This window comes from Pseudomonas sp. ok272, assembly GCF_900109995.1.
Classification (GTDB): domain Bacteria; phylum Pseudomonadota; class Gammaproteobacteria; order Pseudomonadales; family Pseudomonadaceae; genus Aquipseudomonas.
Window position 1 is genome coordinate 228453 of the sequence record NZ_FOCB01000001.1, and the last position, 20291, is coordinate 248743.

Consider the following 20291-nt stretch of genomic DNA (forward strand, 5'->3'; position numbering starts at 1 on the left):
GCGCGCTTATAGAACGCGGCAGGCCCTGGGCTATACTCGGCCCCATTTGAATGGCCCCGAGGACTGACTGTGAAGAACTGGACGTTGCGCCAACGCATTTTGGCGAGCTTTGCGGTAATTATTGCCATCATGCTGTTGATGGTCGTCGTCTCCTATTCACGGCTGTTGAAGATCGAGGCCAGCGAGACCACGGTCCGTGAGGATGCCGTGCCGGGTGTCTATTACAGTTCGATGATTCGCAGTGCCTGGGTCGATAGCTACCTGACCATCCAGCGGATGCTCGGCATGGAGGCGGAGCAGGGTGTCACCGCTGACGATGTCGCGCAGTTCAAGGCCTTCGAGCAGCGTCTCGGCGAGCAGATGAGCAACTACGCCCTGACCATCCGGAGCGTGGAAGACCGGGCCGCGTTCGATGCGTTCGAGAAGGCGCACCAGGATTACAGCCGGCTGCTGGCCACGGCCCTGGAGTTGCACAAGAATAAACAGAGCGCCGAGGCGAACAGGTTGTTCACCGAACAGTTGACCCCGGCCTGGGTCGCCGGGCGCCAGAAGCTCAATCAGATCATCAGCGAGAACAAAAGCGTGGCCGACCATGCCACCGCCGGTATCGACGATGCGGTCGTGGCGGCGAAGATCAGCATGGGCGTGTCCCTGCTGGTGGCGGTGCTCGCCGCCGGGCTGTGCGGCTTGTTGCTGATGCGCGCGATCATGGCGCCGATGAGCCGCATCGTGAAGATCCTCGACATCATGCGCACCGGTGACCTGAGCAATCGCCTGAACCTGGACCGCAAGGACGAGTTCGGCGCGGTGGAAACCGGCTTCAATGACATGATGACCGAACTCACGGCCCTGGTGTCCCAGGCCCAGCGCTCCGCGGTGCAAGTCACCACCTCGGTCACCGAAATTGCCGCCACCTCCAAGCAACAGCAAGCCACCGCCACGGAAACCGCGGCCACCACCACCGAGATCGGCGCCACCTCGCGCGAGATCGCTGCCACGTCCCGTGACCTGGTGCGCACCATGACCGAAGTCTCCACCGCCGCCGACCAGGCGTCGGTCGCCGCGGGTTCCGGCCAGCAAGGTTTGGCGCGCATGGAAGACACCATGCACTCGGTGATGGGTGCCGCCGACCTGGTCAATGCCAAGCTGGCGATCCTCAACGAGAAGGCCGGCAACATCAACCAAGTGGTCGTCACCATCGTCAAGGTCGCGGACCAGACCAACTTGCTGTCGCTCAACGCCGCCATTGAAGCGGAAAAGGCCGGTGAGTACGGGCGCGGGTTTGCCGTGGTCGCCACCGAAGTGCGGCGCCTGGCCGACCAGACCGCCGTGGCCACCTACGACATCGAACAGATGGTCCGTGAGATCCAGTCGGCGGTGTCGGCGGGGGTGATGGGCATGGACAAGTTCTCCGAAGAAGTGCGCCGTGGCATGTCCGAAGTGCAGCAGGTGGGCGAGCAACTGTCGCAGATCATCCATCAGGTCCAGGCGCTGGCACCGCGGGTGTTGATGGTCAACGAAGGCATGCAGGCCCAGGCCACCGGGGCCGAGCAGATCAACCACGCCCTGGTACAGCTGGGGGATGCCAGCGGCCAGACGGTGGAGTCCCTGCGCCAGGCCAGCTTCGCGATCGACGAACTGAGCCAGGTGGCCGTCGGGCTGCGCAGTGGCGTCTCGCGATTCAAAGTCTGATGAGCGAGCTTGTGGTCAAGCGGGGCACGGGTACCACCGCGAAACAGGCGCTGTTCCTGGTGTTTCGCATTGGCGAGGAGCGTTACGCGCTGCAGGCCATTGAGGTGGCGGAAGTGTTGCCGTGCCTGCCGCTCAAGCCGATCGCCCATGCGCCGCACTGGGTCGCGGGGGTCTTCGCCTATCGCGGCGCGGTGGTGCCGGTGATCGATGTCGCGGCACTGACGTTCGGCCAACCGGCCCAGGCGCGCACCAGCACGCGCCTGGTGCTGGTCAACTATCAACCCGAGGGCGCCGAGGTGGCTCAACGGCTGGGGTTGATCCTGGAGCAGGCCACCGACACCCTGCGCTGTCATCCCGCGGACTTCAAGCCGTACGGGCTGGACAATCGCCAGGCGCCGTACCTGGGGCCGGTGCGCGAAGATGCCCAGGGCTTGCTGCAATGGGTGCGGGTGGCCGATCTGCTGGACGCGTCGGTGCGGGCATTGCTGTTCCCCACCCCCGCGCGTGATGTGGCGAGCCTCGGGGGCATGCCATGAGCGGCGACCAGCGCTTTGTCGAGTTCCTCAAGGAACGCATCGGCCTGGACGTTACCTCGGTGGGGCCGGCGATCATTGAGCGGGCCGTGCGCCAACGCATGGCCGCGCTGCGCATCGAGTCCAGCGACGATTACTGGCGGCACCTGCAAGGCTCGCGCGATGAGCAGCAAGCGCTGATCGAAGGGGTGATCGTCCCGGAGACCTGGTTCTTCCGCTACCCGGAATCGTTCGCCACGCTGGCCAAGTTGGCGGCCAAGCGCCTCGCCGAGCTCAAGGGCATGCGCGCACTGCGTCTGCTTAGCCTGCCGTGCTCCACCGGCGAAGAACCCTATTCGATTGCCATGGCCCTGTTCGATGGCGGGCTGTTGCCCCATCAGTTCAAGGTCGATGGGCTGGACGTCAGCCCGTTGTCGGTGGAGCGCGCGAAGCGGGCGTGCTACGGCAAGAACTCCTTTCGCGGGCAGCCCATCGATTACCGCGAGCGCCACTTCAGTGCCGAGGCCGAGGGCGATCGCCTCCACGAGCGGGTGCGCGAGCAAGTGCGCCTGCAGGTGGGCAACGTGCTGGATCCGAACCTGCTGGCCAACGAAGCCCCTTACGATTTCGTGTTCTGTCGCAACCTGCTGATCTACTTCGACCAGCCGACCCAAAAGCAAGTGTTCGAGGTGCTCAAGCGCTTGACCCATGTCGACGGCGTGCTGTTTATCGGCCCGGCCGAAGGCAGCTTGTTGGGGCGCCTGGGCATGCGCTCGATTGGCATTGCCCAGTCCTTTGCCTTCAGTCGTCACCACGAGCCCGCGCCCGCATTCATCACCCCGCCCGCGCCGGTGAGCCTGCCTGCACGTCCCGTGCCTGCGTCAGCCCCGGCGCGTGGCCGGCCGTTTAGCCGCGTCGCCCCGTCGCCCCGTCTTGAACCGGTGCCGGCCACCGACGCCGTGGCCGTGCTGGCCACCATCACCCGCCTGGCCAACACAGGCAAAAGCGCTGAAGCGCGGGCGGCCTGCGAGCAGTACCTGCGTGACCACGAGCCGGCGGCCCAAGTGTTTTACTGGCTGGGCTTGCTCAGTGACATGGCCGGCCAAGTGCTGGAGGCCCAGGGCTTTTATCGCAAGGCGCTGTACCTGGAACCGCAACACCCCGAAGCCCTGATGCACCTGGCGGCACTGCTCGCCGCCCAGGGGGATGTGGCCGGGAGCCGGCGCATGCAGGCGCGTGCCGCACGCAACGAACGTATCGCTGACAGTGAGCGCAAACGATGACCGGTTCTGTTTCGTTGAACGTCACCCATGAAGATGCCCAGGCCATCGACGACTGCTGGAACCGCATCGGTATCCGCGGCGACACGTCCTGCCCGCTGCTGGTCGAACACATTCACTGCCGCAACTGCGCGGTGTATTCCGCGGCCGCCACGCGCCTGTTGGACCGTTATGCCTTGCAGCAGGACGACCAGGTCCATGCCTGGGCGACGGTTGAGGCGCAAGTCGCCACGCGCTCGTTGCTGGTGTTCCGCCTGGGCGAAGAATGGCTGGCCCTGACCACCCGCAGCCTGGTGGAAGTGGCGCCGGTGCAGGCCATTCATTCGCTGCCGCACCAGCGCTCGCGGGCATTGTTGGGCGTGGCCAACGTGCGGGGCGCGCTGATCGCCTGCCTGTCGCTGGTCGAACTGCTGGGGCTGCCAGCCAGCGCGGACGTGGCGCCGGGGGCACGGGTGATGCCGCGCCTGTTGATCATCGCCGCCCACGGTGGCCCGGTGGTGGTGCCGGTGGATGAGGTGGACGGGATTCACGCCATCGATCAGCGCCTGCTCGACAGCGCCTCGCTCTCGGGGCCCCAGGCCAGCGCCAAGTACACCCGTGGCGTCTTGCCTTTCAAGGGGCGCAGCCTGCGTTGGCTGGATGAAGAACAGGTGTTGTCCGCCGTGACCCGGAGCCTCACATGACCCCCGAGCAAATGCGCGATGCCTCGCTGCTGGAGCTGTTCAGCCTGGAGGCCGACGCCCAGACCCAAGTGCTGAGCGCCGGCCTGCTGGCCTTGGAACGCGATCCGAGCCAGGCCGATCACCTGGAAGCGTGCATGCGCGCCGCCCACTCGCTCAAGGGCGCGGCGCGGATTGTCGGGGTCGAGGCCGGGGTCAGTGTGTCCCACGTGATGGAGGATTGCCTGGTCAGCGCCCAGGAAGGCCGGTTGCTGCTGCGCCCCGAACACATCGATGCGTTGCTCCAGGGCACCGACCTGCTGATGCGCATTGCCACCCCGGGCGCCGAGGTCGGGCCGGCGGCAATCGATGCTTACGTGCGGTTGCTGGGGCAACTGCTCGATCCGGCGTCGGCGCCACCAATGCCAGCGCCGGCCGCCGAGGGGGCGATGGCTGAGTTGCAACTCGAACCGCCCGCCGCCCAGGCCCCCGCGCCGGAACCGCTGCCGGAGCGTGTCGTCGAAGCGCCGCGCAAGAGCTCGCGGATCACCGAAGGGGGCGAGCGGGTATTGCGGGTGACCGCCGAACGCCTGAACAGTCTGCTCGACCTGTCGAGCAAATCCCTGGTGGAAACCCAGCGCCTCAAACCGTACCTGGCCACCCTGCAACGCCTCAAACGCCTGCAGAGCAACGGCCTGCGCGCCCTGGAGAACCTCAACGCCCAGCTCAGCGAACAAACCCTGAGCCTGGAGGCGCAAGCCGCGCTGGAAGAATCCCGGCGCTTATTGGCCGAGTCCCAGCAACTGCTGGCGGAAAAGACCGCCGAACTCGATGAGTTCGCCTGGCAGGCCAGCCAGCGTGCCCAAGTGCTGTACGACACCGCGCTGGCGTGCCGGATGCGGCCGTTCGCCGATGTGCTGGCCGGTCAGGCGCGCATGGTCCGCGACCTGGGCCGCAGCCTGGGCAAGCAGGTGCGCCTGGAGATCGAGGGCGAGAAGACCCAAGTCGACCGCGATGTCCTGGAGAAGCTCGAAGCGCCGTTGACCCACTTGCTGCGCAACGCCGTGGACCACGGCATCGAATCCCCCGAGCAGCGGCTGCTGGCCGGCAAGCCTGCCGAGGGCCTGATTCGCCTGCGCGCCTCGCACCAGGCGGGCTTGCTGGTGCTGCAATTGAGCGACGATGGCCACGGCGTGGACCTGGAGCGCGTGCGTCGCAGCATCATCGAGCGGCAACTGTCGCCGGCCGAGACCGCGGCGCAGTTGAGTGAAGAAGAACTGCTGACGTTCCTGTTCCTGCCCGGCTTCAGCCTGCGCGACACCGTCACCGAAGTCTCCGGGCGGGGAGTCGGCCTGGATGCCGTGCAGCACATGGTCCGCCAGTTGCGCGGCGCGGTGGTGTTGGAGCAGCAGACGGGCCAGGGCAGTCACTTCCATCTTGAAGTGCCGCTGACCTTGTCGGTGGTGCGCAGCCTGGTGGTGGAGGTCGGCGATGAGGCCTATGCCTTCCCGCTGGCCCATATCGAGCGCATGTGCGACCTGGCCCCGGAAGAGATTGTCCAGGTCGAGGGCCGCCAGCACTTCTGGCACGAAGGTCGCCACGTCGGCCTGGTGGCGGCCAACCAGCTATTGCAGCGCCCGGCCAGCCAGCACAGCTCTGCGACCCTCAAGGTGGTGGTGATTCGCGAGCGCGACGCGGTGTATGGCGTGGCGGTCGAGCGGTTTATCGGTGAGCGCACCTTGGTGGTGCTGCCGCTGGATGAGCGCCTGGGCAAAGTTCAGGATATTTCCGCCGGGGCCTTGCTCGATGATGGCTCGGTGGTGCTGATCGTCGACGTCGAAGACATGCTGCGTTCGGTGGAGAAGTTGCTCAACACCGGGCGCCTGGAGCGCATTGCCCGCCACAGCCAGCAGGCGAACCAGGTGGCCCGCAAGCGCATCCTGGTGGTCGATGACTCGCTGACCGTGCGTGAGTTGCAGCGCAAGCTGTTGCTCAATCGCGGCTATGACGTGGCCGTCGCCGTGGATGGCATGGACGGCTGGAACGCCTTGCGGGCCGAGGACTTCGACCTGTTGATTACCGATATCGATATGCCGCGCATGGACGGGATCGAACTGGTCTCGTTGCTGCGCCGTGACAACCGGCTGCAATCGCTGCCGGTGATGGTGGTGTCTTACAAGGATCGTGAAGAGGATCGTCGTCGTGGGCTGGACGCCGGGGCTGACTACTATTTAGCCAAGGCCAGCTTCCATGACGACGCCCTGCTTGACGCTGTCGTCGAACTCATTGGAGGGGCGCGGGCATGAAGATCGCAATCGTCAACGACATGCCGATCGCCGTGGAGGCGCTGCGCCGGGCGCTGGCGTTCGAGCCGGCGCACCAGGTGGTGTGGGTCGCCAGCAATGGCCAGGAAGCGCTGCAAAAGTGCGCCGAGCTGACCCCGGACCTGATCCTGATGGACCTGATCATGCCGGTGATGGATGGTGTCGAGGCCACCCGGCGGATCATGGCCGAAACCCCGTGCGCCATCGTCATCGTTACGGTGGACCGCCAGCAGAACGTGCACCGGGTGTTCGAAGCCATGGGCCACGGCGCCCTGGACGTGGTCGATACCCCGGCGCTCGGCGCGGGCAACCCAAAGGACGCCGCCGCACCGTTGCTGCGCAAGATCTTCAATATCGGCTGGCTGATTGGCGAGCGTGGCACCCGGGTGCGTTCGGCGCCACCGCCATCGCGGCACCTGGGGCAGCGCAAGAGCCTGGTGGCCATTGGTTCGTCGGCGGGCGGACCGGCCGCGCTGGAAGTGCTGCTCAAGGGGCTGCCCGCCGATTTCGCGCCGGCCATCGTGCTGGTGCAGCATGTCGACCAGGTGTTCGCCGCCGGCATGGCCGAGTGGCTCGCCAGCGCCAGCGGCCTGAACGTGCGCCTGGCCGAGGAGGGCGAGGAGCCCCAGGCGGGCACGGTGTTGCTGGCTGGCACCAACCACCATATTCGGTTATTGAAGAGCGGCGCGCTGGCCTACACCGCCGAGCCGGTCAACGAGATTTACCGTCCCTCGATCGACGTGTTCTTCGAGAGCGTGGCCAGCCACTGGCATGGCGATGCCGTGGGCGTCCTGCTGACCGGCATGGGCCGTGATGGGGCCCAGGGACTAAAAATGATGCGCCAGCAGGGTTACCTGACCATTGCTCAGGATCAGCACAGCAGCGCGGTGTACGGCATGCCCAAGGCGGCCGCCGCGATCGATGCCGCTGTGGAAATCCACCCGCTGGAAAAAATAGCGCCACGATTGCTGGAGATCTTTACCCAATGAACGACATCCGCCGCTGTGCTCATCAGCCAGTCACTCAGGTGAACCCTTATGGATGATTTACAGCTCGACGACTTCAAGACCGATGAGAACGCCGCGATGGTGCTGTTGGTCGACGATCAGGCGATGATCGGCGAAGCCGTGCGCCGTGGCCTGGCGAACGAAGAAAACATCGACTTTCACTTCTGTGCCGATCCGCACCAGGCCATCGCCCAGGCCGTGCGCATCAAGCCCACGGTGATCCTGCAGGACTTGGTCATGCCCGGGCTCGATGGCTTGTCGCTGGTGCGCGAATACCGCAACCACCCGGCGACCAAGGACATTCCGATCATCGTGCTGTCGACCAAGGAGGACCCGCTGATCAAGAGCGCGGCGTTCGCGGCCGGGGCCAACGATTACCTGGTCAAGCTGCCGGACAACATCGAGTTGGTGGCGCGCATTCGCTATCATTCGCGCTCCTACACCACGCTGATCCAGCGTGACGCGGCCTACCGGGCGCTGCGGGTCAGCCAGCAGCAGTTGCTCGACACCAATCTGGTGCTGCAACGCCTGATGAACTCCGACGGCCTGACCGGGCTGTCCAACCGTCGGCATTTCGACGAGTACCTGGAACTGGAGTGGCGACGGGCCATACGTGATCAGAGCCAACTGTCGCTGCTGATGATCGATGTCGACTACTTCAAGTCCTACAACGACAGCTTCGGCCACCTGGAAGGCGATGAAGCCCTGCGCAAGGTTGCCGCGGCAATCCGCAACGCCAGCAGCCGACCGTCGGACCTGCCCGCGCGCTACGGCGGAGAAGAGTTCGCCCTGGTGCTGCCCAACACCTCGCCGGGCGGCGCGCGACTGGTGGCCGAGAAACTGCGCCAGACGGTGGTCGCCCTGAAAATCCCCCACATCGCCCCGGCCGATGGCGCCAGCCTGACCATCAGTATTGGCCTGTCGACCATCACCCCGCAGCAGAGCAGCGATAGCCGGCAGTTGATCCTGGCGGCGGACAAGGGCCTGTACCTGGCGAAGCACAATGGGCGCAATCAGGTGGGGATTGAGTAGTAACCCAGCTTCTTATGTATCGCCTGGGCTTGCACAAGGAAGGGTTGAAGAAGTTGCTGACAAGTTTGTTCTTGATGGACTAGAAATAAACTTGTCAGCGATTCGTGAAGACTCAACAGACTTATAGTGTGCTGCGTCGTAGATAAAATTAGCTTCGCGGTAGGAGTACTCGCTCAAAATCCTCCTTAGGCATCTGGCAATCCGGGCATAGCCAGTTGTCGGGGATATCTTCCCAATACGTACCGGGTGCTATTCCATTTTCAGGATCACCCATCGTAGGGTTGTACTCATAGCCGCAGACAGTACAGATCATTACGAGCTCTTTGGTTGGCATGATTAAAGTCCTGTTGGTTTGTTAGAGTGCTACTGTTGCAATTAACCCTGTCGCACCTAGAAAAAAACCTATGAGTGCGCCTCTGCCAGGTAGTTCTTTTAGCATGGCGTATATAACGATAGGCTCTAAAATAAGCAGGAGCGTCAAAGAGGCGACAGTCACTACCCAGATGTTTCCGGTGGCTTTATATCCAAGCCAGTATGCAAAAATCAGGCTTATGCCGGCGATACTAATCAGTAGTATGGGTTTTAGAAACATTAATGGGTTTTCCATTGGTCGACCCTCAAGTTTTGAAGCGTATACTTCGCTGTAGATTGTGAGTACTTCGCCGATGATCATCAGTATTAGTGCTGCAATCATGTAGTGATGATTTTTCATTGTCGACCTTTATAGAGTGCAGATAAAATCGCATTGATTACATTGTTTCCGAGTTCGTTGTCATCCAGCAGGAAGTGAGGGCCGTCGTGATCAAGCAGGAAAGTGTTCTGATAGGCGCCTCCTTCAAGTTTAGCTATGCTGTGAAGTGCATTTTCAGCCTTGCTTAAATTCGAGGTGTGAGTGTGTTTGAGTATTTTTATCGCGTTTCCAAAGTGGATGGCTTCATCGGATATTAAATTTTTAATCCATGTGCGTATTTTTCAACTCTTTCCGTAGATCGTAATTGCTAGTAAGGCTGTGGTCTTTCTGGTTGCCATACTCCCAAGGCTCTATACACGTGTCTAGGTACAGTGTTTTAAATCGCTGTGTGAGTCCTATCAGTGCTGTACTTGAAACGGATACCGCTAGGTTCAAAAGAAAACGTGTGCTGCTTAGTAGGGGAGACAAGACTTCGATGAAGTTGTTGTTGGTGATGTGTTTCTTGTGTAGTGTGGCTGAGAACTCGGTTGCAATGTCCTGTCGAGTTTTGTCTACTTCTTTGTCGAAGATCGTTATATTTGCATTGTAGTGTTCAATCAATAGCGGCAGTAGTGCCTGGGCTATGCTGCCAAAGCCGACGATTATTATGTTGTTGATGGGGCTCATAATAGTCCTTTAATTTTAGGCGGCGGCCGAGAGGCCAGGGTTAATTGAGTTGTCAGGCGGCTTCTCTGTAGTAGTTAAAACTATGTGGCGTGCAGCGTGTGGTCTCAACGATTAACTTGATATGCTGGAGTGGCTTTAGTTAAGTGTTGGTCGTGTGCTTTGATTCGTCTTTCGTTACATATTTATATGCGTGAATTCGGTGTTGTGCAATTGCTAACTTGGTAGGACGGTTCCGTTTTTTTTGAGGTTTTTTCCTACAAGATTATTGGTGTAGTCATCTTGTCGTGGATGGATTTTCTGATGGTGTGGCGGATATGTCTGAGACGAGATTCCGGGACTGCCCCGGCCTGAAAGGTTTCAGTCCATGGCATGTGCTCAAGGGCATGATCGGGCTGACCCTGGTGATTTCGATGATTGGCCACCTGGCGGGCTGCCGTGACAGCCTGATTACGTTATACTCGCCGGCTTTCAAAAGTTCGCCAACGAGTGCTGCCCGCCATGGAAATCAACCCGATCCTTAACAGTATCAAGGACCTGTCCGAGCGCTCCGAAACTATTCGGGGGTATCTTTGACTACGATCAAAAGCATGAGCGTCTGACCGAGGTCAATCGCGAGCTTGAAGATCCGGCTGTCTGGAACAACCCTGAGTACGCTCAGAACCTGGGTCGCGAGCGTTCGCTGCTGGCCCAGATCGTAGAAACCCTCGATGAAATGTCCAGCGGCCTGGCGGATGCCAAGGACCTGCTGTTGATGTCCGCCGAGGAAGAAGACCAGGCCGCCGTCGATGACGTCGCTGCCGAAGTCGAACGCCTGCGCGAGGCCCTCGAGAAGCTCGAGTTCCGCCGCATGTTCAGCGGTGAGATGGACGCCAACAACGCCTACCTGGACATCCAGGCCGGCTCCGGCGGCACCGAGGCCCAGGACTGGGCCAACATCCTGCTGCGCATGTACCTGCGCTGGGCGGATAAACGCGGTTTCGACGCCACCATCATGGAACTGTCGGCCGGTGAAGTGGCCGGGATCAAGGGCGCGACCATCCACATCAAGGGTGAATACGCCTTTGGCTGGCTGCGCACCGAGATCGGCGTGCATCGCCTGGTACGCAAGAGCCCATATGATTCGGGCAACCGTCGCCACACCTCGTTCTCGGCCGTGTTCGTGTCGCCGGAAATCGATGACAACATCGAAATCGACATCAACCCGTCCGACCTGCGCATCGACACCTACCGTTCCTCGGGTGCCGGTGGCCAGCACGTAAACACCACCGACTCGGCGGTACGGATCACCCACGTTCCGAGCAACACCGTGGTCAGTTGCCAGAACGAACGCTCCCAGCACGCCAACAAAGACACCGCGATGAAAATGTTGCGGGCGCGCTTGTACGAGCAGGAAGTGCAGAAGCGCAACGCCGCTTCCCAGGCCCTGGAAGAGACCAAGTCGGACATCGGCTGGGGTCACCAGATCCGCTCGTATGTGCTCGACGCGTCGCGGATCAAGGATTTGCGCACTAACATCGAACGCAGCGACTGCGACAAGGTGCTCGATGGCGACATCGACGAGTACCTGATCGCCAGCTTGAAACAAGGGCTCTAAGGCCCGCCCTACAGAGGCTGCATCCTGTAGGCGCGTGGCCCGCCCGCGAACCCCGGCCATAAGCCTGGGGCAACGAACCTGATGGAATCTTTAAAGACATGAGCGACCTAGAACTCGACCCGCAAGCCCTGCAACAGGAAGAAAACACCCTGATCGCCCTGCGCAAGGAAAAGCTGGCTGCCGAGCGTGCCAAGGGCAATGCCTTCCCGAACGACTTCCGCCGCGACAACTACTGCGATGCGCTGCAGAAGCAATACGCGGACAAGACCAAGGAAGAGCTGGCAGAGGCTGCAATACCGGTCAAGGTTGCCGGTCGCATCATGCTCAACCGTGGTTCGTTCATGGTGATCCAGGACATGACCGGGCGCATTCAGGTCTACGTCAACCGCAAGACCCTGTCTGAAGACACCCTGGCCGACGTCAAGACCTGGGACCTGGGCGACATCATTGCCGCCGAAGGCACCCTGGCGCGCTCCGGCAAGGGCGACCTGTACGTTGAGATGACCAACGTGCGCCTGCTGACCAAATCCCTGCGCCCGCTGCCGGACAAGCACCACGGCCTGACCGACACTGAGCAGCGCTATCGCCAGCGCTACGTTGACCTGATCGTCAACGAAGAGGTGCGCCAGACCTTCCGCGTACGTTCGCAGGTGATTGCCCACATCCGCAGCTTCCTGATGCAGCGCGACTTCCTGGAAGTCGAGACACCGATGCTGCAGACCATCCCGGGTGGCGCGGCGGCCAAGCCGTTCGAGACGCACCACAACGCGCTGGACATGGAAATGTTCCTGCGTATCGCTCCGGAGCTGTACCTCAAGCGCCTGGTCGTGGGTGGGTTCGAGAAGGTGTTCGAGATCAACCGCAACTTCCGTAACGAAGGTGTATCGACTCGCCACAACCCAGAATTCACCATGTTGGAGTTCTACCAGGCCTACGCCGACTACGAAGACAACATGGACCTGACCGAGGAACTGTTCCGCGAGCTGGCCCAGTTGGTCCTGGGCAGCACCGACGTGCCGTACGGCGACAAGGTGTTCCACTTCGGCGAGCCGTTCGTGCGCCTGTCGGTGTTCGACTCGATCCTCAAGTACAACCCCGAGCTGACCGCCGATGACCTGAGCGACATCGACAAGGCTCGTGCCATCGCCAAGAAAGCCGGGGCCAAGGTGCTGGGCTTTGAAGGCCTGGGCAAGTTGCAGGTGATGATTTTCGAAGAGCTGGTGGAGCACAAGCTGGAACAGCCGCACTTCATTACCCAGTACCCGTTCGAAGTCTCGCCGCTGGCCCGTCGCAACGATGACAACCCGAACGTCACTGACCGTTTCGAGCTGTTCATCGGTGGCCGTGAAATCGCCAACGCCTACTCCGAGCTGAACGATGCCGAGGACCAGGCCGAACGCTTCATGGCCCAGGTTGCCGACAAGGACGCCGGGGACGACGAAGCCATGCACTACGACGCCGACTTCGTTCGCGCCCTGGAGTACGGGATGCCGCCGACCGCCGGTGAAGGTATCGGTATCGACCGTCTGGTGATGTTGTTGACCAACTCACCGTCGATCCGCGATGTGATCCTGTTCCCGCATATGCGACCGCAAGCGTAAGTGCTTCCCTTTAAAAAGCCGCCTACTTCAGGCGGCTTTTTATTGCCCGTCTGGTACAAATGTATCAATTTGTTGCTTTCATCTGAGAGGAATGCCTGTCGTGAATCGTGCAATGGCTCAACAGGGGGCGGCGGGCGTCGCCACAGCGGTCGCTGAAAGCGTTCAGTACCAGGGCCGCAAGCCCAGCCGACAAGGCAGCGAGCAGCGTCGACAGGAGATTCTCGATGCCGCGATGCGCATCGTCGTGCGTGACGGCGTGCGGGCCGTGCGTCATCGGGCGGTGGCGGCCGAGGCCGCTGTGCCGCTGTCGGCGACCACCTACTACTTCAAGGATATCGATGACCTGCTCACCGATACCTTTGCCCAATACGTGGAGCGCAGCGCGGCCTACATGGCTAAGTTGTGGGCCGACCACGAAGGCCTGCTGCGGGAAATGGTCGCGGCTGGCGAAGGCAACGGTGAGGCGCGAGCGCAACTGGCGGACGACATTGCCCGGTTCGCCGCCGACTATATTCATCGGCAACTGATCAATCGTCGCGAGCACCTGATGGCCGAGCAGGCGTTCCGCCAGGAAGCGCTGCTGAACCCGCGCCTGGCGCTGTTGGTGCGCTCGCACCAGCAAATTCTCCTACAGGGTACGTGCCAACTGTTCCAGGTCCTGGGTTCGCCAGAGCCACAGCAAGATGGCCAAGTGTTGACGGCGATTATCGGACGGATGGAATATCAGGGCCTGCTCAATGGCGCAGAGCCGCAGGCGGAGCAGGACCGGCTGGGCATCCTGACGCGGTATATGCATTTGGTGTTGGCGTCGGTGTAACTCATGGGCATCGACACCGCCCTTGTGGGGACGAGCCCTGCGGGAGCGAACCTGCTTGCGAAAGCGTCAGCCAATGACGACTGACGGCGAATGTGATGGCCGCTTCGCGAGCAGGCTCGCTCCCACAAGGTGGGGTGTATCAACTGAAGGTCGGTGGCGTCTTCACCAGGAGTCATGAATGAAGCACTGGCGTGTGGTGGTGATCGCCTTGTCGTGTTGGTCGACAGTGACCTGGACCGGGTGTTTGCCTACCTCGACGACCCGGCCAACTCGGATGTATTCGTGGAAGCGGCGCGCTATCAACGGCCGCTCAAGACCCAATAAACGCAGCACGTAAGGCACAACCAAGGGAGCAACCGGTGGACGATTACCAGCAGACGATACGCACCCTGTCCGATCGCATTGTGCTGGCGCAGACACCGATCCGCGTGCTCGATGCGGTGAAGTGGGATGAAAGCATCCGCCAGGGGTTCCTCAAGGCCAAGGGCAAGGAAATGCCGGCCGTGGACCGTGATTATTACCTCAATCGGCCGCTGTCCTTCGATTCAAGCAAGGTCAAGCTGGAGTTCCAGAACATCGAGCGCGACATCACCCGCCAGCTCGGCCAGTTCAACCCGGTCGGGCAGATCATGCGGCGCATGTGCAAGGAGTACCGCATGGTGGTGCGCATGCTCGAAGCTCGGGGCACCGAGGATTTCGGCTTGATCTCCCAGGAACTGTACGGCGCCGCCTCCGACGCGTTCCACGCCGGCGACCCGACCCTGGCTGACCTCGGCCTGATGATGTCCGACTACCTGAACAACATCGATGGCCGCGGCGATCTCAAGGACGAGCCGAAGATCCTCACCGCCAAGGAAGCGGTGAGCATGTTGCAAACTCGCTTGAACAAGGTCTTTGGCGAGGCCGAGGAAACCATCCGGGTGTTTGAGTCCGACGGTATCGTCGCCGATGCCGCGGCCGGCGCCGACTACATCAAGATTCGCACCGACGCGATGTTCAACGAGCGCGATGTGCGCGCCCTGGAAGTCCATGAAGGCCTGGTCCATGTCGGCACCACCCTCAATGGCCTGAACCAGCCGATCTGCACCTTCCTGTCCAAGGGGCCACCGTCTTCGACCGTGACCCAGGAAGGCCTGGCGATCCTGATGGAGATCATCACGTTTGCCTCCTACCCCAGCCGCCTGCGCAAGCTGACCAACCGGACTCGCGCCATCCACATGGTGGAGGAGGGCGCGGACTTCCTGCAGGTGTTCGCGTTCTTCCGTGAACAGGGCTTTGAAATGGCCGAGAGCTATGGCAATGCCAGTCGAGTGTTCCGTGGTTCGGTGCCGACGGGTCTGCCATTTACCAAAGACTTGTCCTACCTCAAGGGCTTTATCATGGTTTACAACTACATTCAGTTGGCCGTGCGCAAAGGCAAGCTTGAGCAGATTCCGTTGCTGTTTTGCGGCAAGACCACCCTGGAAGACATGCGGACCTTGCGCCAGTTGGTGGACGAAGGCCTGGTGGAACCGCCCAAGTACCTGCCCGCGCAGTTCCGCGACATGAATGCGCTGTCGGCCTGGATGTGTTTCTCCAACTTCCTCAACCACCTGAGCCTGGATCGGATCGAGGCGGATTACTCGAACATCCTTTAAGGACGATGAGGCCCTATGTGGGAGCGGGCTTGCTCGCGAAAGCGGTGTGTCAGACAACGCAGGTGTTGAATGTGAAACCGCGTTCGCGAGCAAGCCCGCTCCCACAGGTCCGTCATTTCCCGCCAGGGTGTGTTCTAACTTATTTTTGCGAGGCTTCAAACGGATGAGAATCCTCGGCATTCTTTGCCTGCTCCTGACCCTCGGCGGTTGCAGTTCCTGGCTGTTCTACCCCGAGCGTGGCCTGGCGTTCACCCCGGAGCGCGCCAACCTGGCCTACCGCGACGTCACCCTGACCACCGCCGACGGCGTGAAGCTGCATGCCTGGTGGTTGCCGGTGAAGGCGGGGGTGGCGGTCAAGGGCACGGTGCTGCACCTGCATGGCAACGGCGGCAATCTGGCGGCCCACCTGGGCGGCAGCTACTGGTTGCCGGAGCAGGGTTATCAGGTGTTGCTGGTGGACTATCGCGGCTACGGCCTGTCCGAGGGGTCGCCCAGCCTGCCGGCGGTGTTTCTGGACGTCGACGCGGCGTTCAAGTGGCTCGACCGCGCGCCAGAGGTTCAAGGTAAACCGTTGATTGTCCTGGGCCAGAGTCTCGGCGGTTCGCTGGTCGTGCATTACCTGGTCGAACATCCCGAGCGCCAGCGCCAGCTCAAGGCCCTGGTGCTCGATGGTGCCCCCGCCAGTTATCGAGACATCGGCCAGTATGCGCTGAGCACCGCGTGGCTGACCTGGCCGCTGCAGGTGCCGTTGTCGTGGGTGGTGCCGGACGGCGACAGTGCAATCAAGGCCATGCCGTACCTGACGGGTGTGCCGAAGTTGATCTTCCACAGCCTCGACGATTCGATCATCCCTCTTTCCAACGGCATCCGACTGTATCAAGCTGCGCCCCCGCCGAAGGTGCTGCAATTGACCCGTGGCGGCCATGTGCAGACCTTCGCCAACCCGGCCTGGCGCACCGTGATGCTGCGTTACCTGGATGACCCGCAGCATTTCAACGGTATCCGCCGCCTGGGTGAGCTGCCCAATTACCCTGCACCCCCGAATTCTGACGTTGACCCGCAAGAGAGCCCGCAATGAGTGAAGAACGTAACGCCATCCCGCTGATCATCACCGGTATCTGCACCATCCTCGGCACGGTGGGTGCCCTGTGGTGGTACGGCTACCTGCACTTTGCCAAACCCGAAGACGCGCTGCTGCTCAACGAGTTCACCATGCTCAAGACCGTGCCGGGCGAGGACTACAAAGTCTCCCTGGAGCCGGCCGCCCAGGTGGCACAGTGCATCGATGGCGTGCTGGTGCTGTTCGACACCGAGCAGAAAGGCCTGACCGGCGTGCTGATCAACAGCAAGAAAAAGGCCGTGCGCTGCATGGGCCAGGAAACCCCGCAACAGCTTGAGCCTTGAGCTGATTGAGTCCGCCCCCTTGTGGGAGCGAGCCTGCTCGCGAATGCGATTCATCTGTCAAAGCAATGTTGGCCTGACACACCACCATTGTGAGCAGGCTCGCTCCCACAGGGATTGCACCCCCTGCTGTTGATCAGTGCTTGTGCTTGCCACTGTCGGACGCCAGGTCATGCAAATGCTGGCGTGACAGCGCGAGAAAACGTGGCGTAGGGCCGACGTCCTCGTAGAGCGGATCGCCTTCTTCATCGGTTGCGATGACGTGCTGGCCCTTGATGTAGGGGAAGCTCGCTTCCAGTTCTTCGAGGGCCGCGCCGATCAGTTCACCCAGCAATTCCTCAGGGTGCCGCTTGGGGTACATCTCGCTCAGTGCCGCCAGCCGTGCGGCGGCTTCGACGTCCAGGTGAAGGGTGTAGCCGGTCTTGGTCAAGCGGCCTTTGGCGGTTGCTTCCCAGTGCTGGGCAAGTTCACGGATTCTCATGATGACCTCAATTAACGCCTGCTCGTGACAGGTTGCGCTGAGTGTCCGGCCGCGGCCGGCAAGCCAGGGTACGGCTTACTGTTGAGACTAGCCGCAACGGCTAAGGTTTGAGGTCATTCGTCGCCTGCTTGTCAGCGCCCACGGTTGGCGGCACTCTTGAGGCTCTACGCCGGAGATCTGCTGATGACTGATATCGATGCACGCTTGCGCGAAGATGTTCACCTGCTGGGTGAGTTGTTGGGCAACACCATTCGCGACCAGTACGGGGATGGCTTTCTCGACAAGATCGAGCAGATCCGCAAAGGCGCCAAGGCCGACCGGCGTGGCTCGATGGACGCCGAGCTCAGTGCCAGCCTCAATCAGTTGCGTGACGACGAGCTGCTGCCGGTGGCGCGGGCGTTCAACCAGTTCCTCAACCTGGCGAACATCGCCGAGCAGTACCAGTTGATCCATCGCCGCGAAGAGTCCCAGCCCGCACCGTTCGAGGCACGGGTGTTGCCCGAGTTGCTCGCCCGGCTGCGCGCCGAGGGGCACAGTGCCGAGTCCCTGGCCCGGCAGTTGGCTCGCCTGGAAATAGAACTGGTCCTGACCGCGCACCCCACCGAAGTCGCGCGCCGCACCCTGATCCAGAAGTACGATGCCATCGCCGCACAGCTGGCGGCACAGGACCACCGCGACCTCACAAGCGCTGAGCGCGGGCAGATCCAGCAACGTTTGCAGCGCTTGATCGCGGAAGCCTGGCACACCGAAGAAATCCGCCGTACCCGGCCCACGCCCGTGGATGAGGCCAAATGGGGGTTTGCGGTGATCGAGCATTCGCTGTGGCAGGCGGTCCCCAGCTACCTGCGCAAGGCCGACCAAGCGCTGCACGCCGCGACCGGCCTGCGTTTGCCGCTGGAGGCGGCGCCGATTCGCTTTGCCTCGTGGATGGGTGGCGACCGCGATGGCAACCCGAACGTCACGGCGGCGGTGACCCGCGAAGTGCTGCTGTTGGCCCGCTGGATGGCGGCTGACCTGTACCTGCGTGACGTTGATCAGTTGGCCGCCGACCTGTCGATGCAGCAGGCCGATGCCGCCTTGCGGGCCAAGGCCGGCGACAGCGCCGAACCTTATCGCGCGGTGCTCAAGCAACTGCGTGAACGCCTGCGTGCCACGCGTAACTGGGCGCAGGCCTCGCTGGCCGCGAACACCCCGGCGCCAGCCGAGGTATTGCAGCACAACCGTGAGCTGCTGGATCCGCTGGAGCTGTGCTTTCAGTCGCTGCACGCGTGCGGGATGGGGGTGATCGCCGATGGCCCGTTGCTGGACTGCCTGCGTCGGGCAGTGACGTTCGGCCTGTTCCTGGTGCGCCTGGACGTGCGCCAGGACGCCGCGCGCCATGCCTCGGCGATGACGGAGATCACCGATTACCTCGGGCTCGGTCGTTATGAAGACTGGGACGAAGCGGCACGCATCCGCTTCCTGATGGCGGAGTTGCACAACCGGCGCCCGCTGCTGCCCGCCCACTTCAAACCGTCGGCCGACACCGCCGAAGTGCTGGCGACCTGCCGTGAAGTCGCGGCGGCCCCCGGCGCGTCGCTGGGCTCGTACGTGATCTCCATGGCGGGCGCGGCGTCGGACGTGCTTGCGGTGCAACTGCTCCTGAAGGAATCCGGGGTGCTGCGCCCGATGCGCGTGGTGCCGCTGTTTGAAACCCTCGCTGACCTGGATAACGCCGGGCCGGTGATCGAGCAGCTGTTGCTGCTGCCGGGCTATCGCGCCCGCCTGCAAGGGCCGCAGGAAGTGATGATCGGCTACTCCGACTCGGCCAAGGACGCCGGCACCACGGCGGCGGCCTGGGCCCAGTACCGGGCCCAGGAGCGCCTGGTGGAGATCTGCCGCGAGCAGCAAGTCGAGCTGCTGTTGTTCCATGGTCGCGGTGGCACCGTCGGGCGTGGCGGCGGCCCGGCCCACGCGGCGATCCTGTCGCAACCGCCGGGCTCGGTGGCGGGGCGTTTGCGCACCACCGAACAAGGAGAAATGATTCGTTTCAAATTCGGCCTGCCGGACATCGCCGAGCAAAACCTCAACCTGTACCTGGCCGCGGTGCTCGAAGCGACCTTGCTTCCACCGCCGCCGCCCGAGCCGGCGTGGCGTGGGATGATGGATGCCTTGGCGGCCGACGGCGTGGCAGCGTACCGCGCCGTGGTGCGGGAGAATCCGCAGTTCGTCGAGTACTTCCGCCAGTCCACCCCCGAGCAGGAACTGGGTCGCTTGCCCTTGGGCAGTCGTCCGGCCAAGCGCCGGGCTGGCGGCATCGAAAGCCTGCGGGCGATTCCGTGGATCTTCGGCTGGACCCAGACCCGCCTGATGCTGCCGGCCTGGCTCGGCTGGGAAGCGGCCCTGAGCAATGCCCTGGCCCGGGGCGAAGGGGCGTTGCTGGCGCAGATGCGCGAGCAGTGGCCGTTCTTCCGCACCCGCATCGATATGCTGGAGATGGTGCTGGCCAAGGCCGACGCCGACATTGCCAGGTCTTACGATGAGCGATTGGTGGCGCCTGAATTGTTACCTTTAGGCGCGCATTTACGCGACCTATTGTCGCAGGCCTGTGCCGTGGTGCTTGGCCTGACCGGGCAGTCGCAACTGATGGCCCATAGCCCCGAGACGCTTGAGTTCATCCGCCTGCGCAACACCTACCTGGACCCGCTGCATCTATTGCAGGCCGAGTTGCTGGCCCGTTCGCGACAGCCGAATGTGCTGCAGGGCAGCCCGGTGGAACAGGCGTTGCTGGTGTCTGTGGCGGGGATTGCGGCCGGTTTGCGCAACACCGGATAAAGCGCCCGGCACGGTTTGGGTCGCGACGTTGCGGTGGCGCGCGAGCGGTCCTGGAGGGCCGGTTGCACCTGCCAGGCGACAGT

General features: G+C 62.3%; 18 protein-coding genes and 1 pseudogene. 15 read left to right on the top strand and 4 right to left on the bottom strand.

All coding sequences use genetic code 11. The annotated features are described in order from the left end of the window. Positions 1-69 precede the first annotated feature (69 nt). The 7 genes from BMW74_RS01055 to BMW74_RS01085 are packed head-to-tail and all read left to right on the top strand — an operon-like array spanning position 70 to position 8506. Positions 70-1692, top strand: coding sequence for a methyl-accepting chemotaxis protein (locus BMW74_RS01055; RefSeq protein WP_093412295.1), 1623 nt, complete (start codon positions 70-72; stop codon positions 1690-1692). Then, the gene (locus tag BMW74_RS01060; RefSeq protein ID WP_093412298.1) at positions 1692-2228 is read left to right on the top strand and encodes a chemotaxis protein CheW; all 537 of its coding nucleotides are present in this window, start codon (positions 1692-1694) and stop codon (positions 2226-2228) included. The genes BMW74_RS01055 and BMW74_RS01060 overlap by 1 nt, the downstream gene beginning before the upstream one ends. Next, positions 2225-3487, top strand: a complete 1263-nt coding sequence (locus BMW74_RS01065; RefSeq protein WP_093412301.1) for a CheR family methyltransferase — start codon at positions 2225-2227, stop codon at positions 3485-3487. The genes BMW74_RS01060 and BMW74_RS01065 overlap by 4 nt, the downstream gene beginning before the upstream one ends. Next, positions 3484-4167 (top strand): chemotaxis protein CheW, encoded by a 684-nt coding sequence (locus tag BMW74_RS01070; protein WP_093412304.1) that lies wholly within the window; start codon positions 3484-3486, stop codon positions 4165-4167. Before BMW74_RS01065 ends, BMW74_RS01070 begins: the two co-directional genes overlap by 4 nt. Next, positions 4164-6449 carry a hybrid sensor histidine kinase/response regulator gene (locus BMW74_RS01075; RefSeq protein ID WP_093412307.1) on the top strand — a complete coding sequence of 762 codons (2286 nt, stop codon included), beginning with the start codon at positions 4164-4166 and terminating at the stop codon, positions 6447-6449. Before BMW74_RS01070 ends, BMW74_RS01075 begins: the two co-directional genes overlap by 4 nt. After that, positions 6446-7456, top strand: a complete 1011-nt coding sequence (locus BMW74_RS01080; protein WP_093412310.1) for a chemotaxis response regulator protein-glutamate methylesterase — start codon at positions 6446-6448, stop codon at positions 7454-7456. The genes BMW74_RS01075 and BMW74_RS01080 overlap by 4 nt, the downstream gene beginning before the upstream one ends. Positions 7457-7504: 48 nt before the next feature. After that, positions 7505-8506, top strand: coding sequence for a response regulator (locus BMW74_RS01085; protein WP_093412313.1), 1002 nt, complete (start codon positions 7505-7507; stop codon positions 8504-8506). A gap of 148 nt (positions 8507-8654) precedes the next feature. On the opposite strand, the gene BMW74_RS01090 is transcribed toward BMW74_RS01085, so the two are convergent. The 3 genes from BMW74_RS01090 to BMW74_RS01100 form a co-directional block, all read right to left on the bottom strand. After that, complete coding sequence (locus BMW74_RS01090) at positions 8655-8819, bottom strand: rubredoxin (protein WP_256562506.1); 165 nt, start codon at positions 8817-8819, stop codon at positions 8655-8657. Between the two features lie 42 nt (positions 8820-8861). Next, on the bottom strand, positions 8862-9200 hold the full coding sequence (locus BMW74_RS01095) for a hypothetical protein (RefSeq protein WP_093412320.1): 339 nt from the start codon (positions 9198-9200) through the stop codon (positions 8862-8864). Between the two features lie 258 nt (positions 9201-9458). After that, positions 9459-9863: a saccharopine dehydrogenase NADP-binding domain-containing protein gene (locus tag BMW74_RS01100; protein WP_093412323.1), complete on the bottom strand. Its 405-nt coding sequence runs from the start codon at positions 9861-9863 to the stop codon at positions 9459-9461. A 498-nt stretch (positions 9864-10361) separates the two neighbouring features. Between BMW74_RS01100 and prfB the strand changes: the two genes are divergently transcribed. The 7 genes and pseudogenes from prfB to BMW74_RS01135 all read left to right on the top strand — a co-directional run bounded on the left by prfB (position 10362) and on the right by BMW74_RS01135 (position 16916). Further along, positions 10362-11457, top strand: a protein-coding gene (gene prfB / locus BMW74_RS01105; protein WP_139208352.1) for a peptide chain release factor 2 whose coding sequence is annotated in 2 segments (ribosomal slippage) — positions 10362-10433 and positions 10435-11457 — 1095 coding nt in all. Because the reading frame shifts where the segments join, the coding sequence is not laid out codon by codon here. Positions 11458-11555: 98 nt separating this feature from the next. Then, a complete protein-coding gene (gene lysS, locus BMW74_RS01110) occupies positions 11556-13058 on the top strand; it encodes a lysine--tRNA ligase (protein ID WP_093412326.1) in 1503 nt (500 codons plus the stop codon). A gap of 112 nt (positions 13059-13170) precedes the next feature. Further along, on the top strand, positions 13171-13875 hold the full coding sequence (locus BMW74_RS01115) for a TetR/AcrR family transcriptional regulator (RefSeq protein WP_093412329.1): 705 nt from the start codon (positions 13171-13173) through the stop codon (positions 13873-13875). 216 nt (positions 13876-14091) lie between these two features. Continuing rightward, a pseudogene (locus BMW74_RS25130) lies at positions 14092-14199 on the top strand (hypothetical protein); the annotation flags it as partial. Between the two features lie 35 nt (positions 14200-14234). After that, positions 14235-15512 carry a flavohemoglobin expression-modulating QEGLA motif protein gene (locus BMW74_RS01125; RefSeq protein ID WP_093412331.1) on the top strand — a complete coding sequence of 426 codons (1278 nt, stop codon included), beginning with the start codon at positions 14235-14237 and terminating at the stop codon, positions 15510-15512. 163 nt (positions 15513-15675) lie between these two features. Further along, complete coding sequence (locus BMW74_RS01130) at positions 15676-16590, top strand: alpha/beta hydrolase (protein WP_093412334.1); 915 nt, start codon at positions 15676-15678, stop codon at positions 16588-16590. Then, the gene (locus tag BMW74_RS01135) at positions 16587-16916 is read left to right on the top strand and encodes a PA3694 family proteiin (protein ID WP_093412337.1); all 330 of its coding nucleotides are present in this window, start codon (positions 16587-16589) and stop codon (positions 16914-16916) included. The genes BMW74_RS01130 and BMW74_RS01135 overlap by 4 nt, the downstream gene beginning before the upstream one ends. Before the next feature lie 133 nt (positions 16917-17049). On the opposite strand, the gene BMW74_RS01140 is transcribed toward BMW74_RS01135, so the two are convergent. Further along, positions 17050-17394: a pilin assembly protein gene (locus tag BMW74_RS01140; protein WP_093412340.1), complete on the bottom strand. Its 345-nt coding sequence runs from the start codon at positions 17392-17394 to the stop codon at positions 17050-17052. Between the two features lie 183 nt (positions 17395-17577). Between BMW74_RS01140 and ppc the strand changes: the two genes are divergently transcribed. Beyond that, positions 17578-20208, top strand: coding sequence for a phosphoenolpyruvate carboxylase (gene ppc / locus BMW74_RS01145; protein ID WP_093412343.1), 2631 nt, complete (start codon positions 17578-17580; stop codon positions 20206-20208). Positions 20209-20291: the final 83 nt, after the last annotated feature.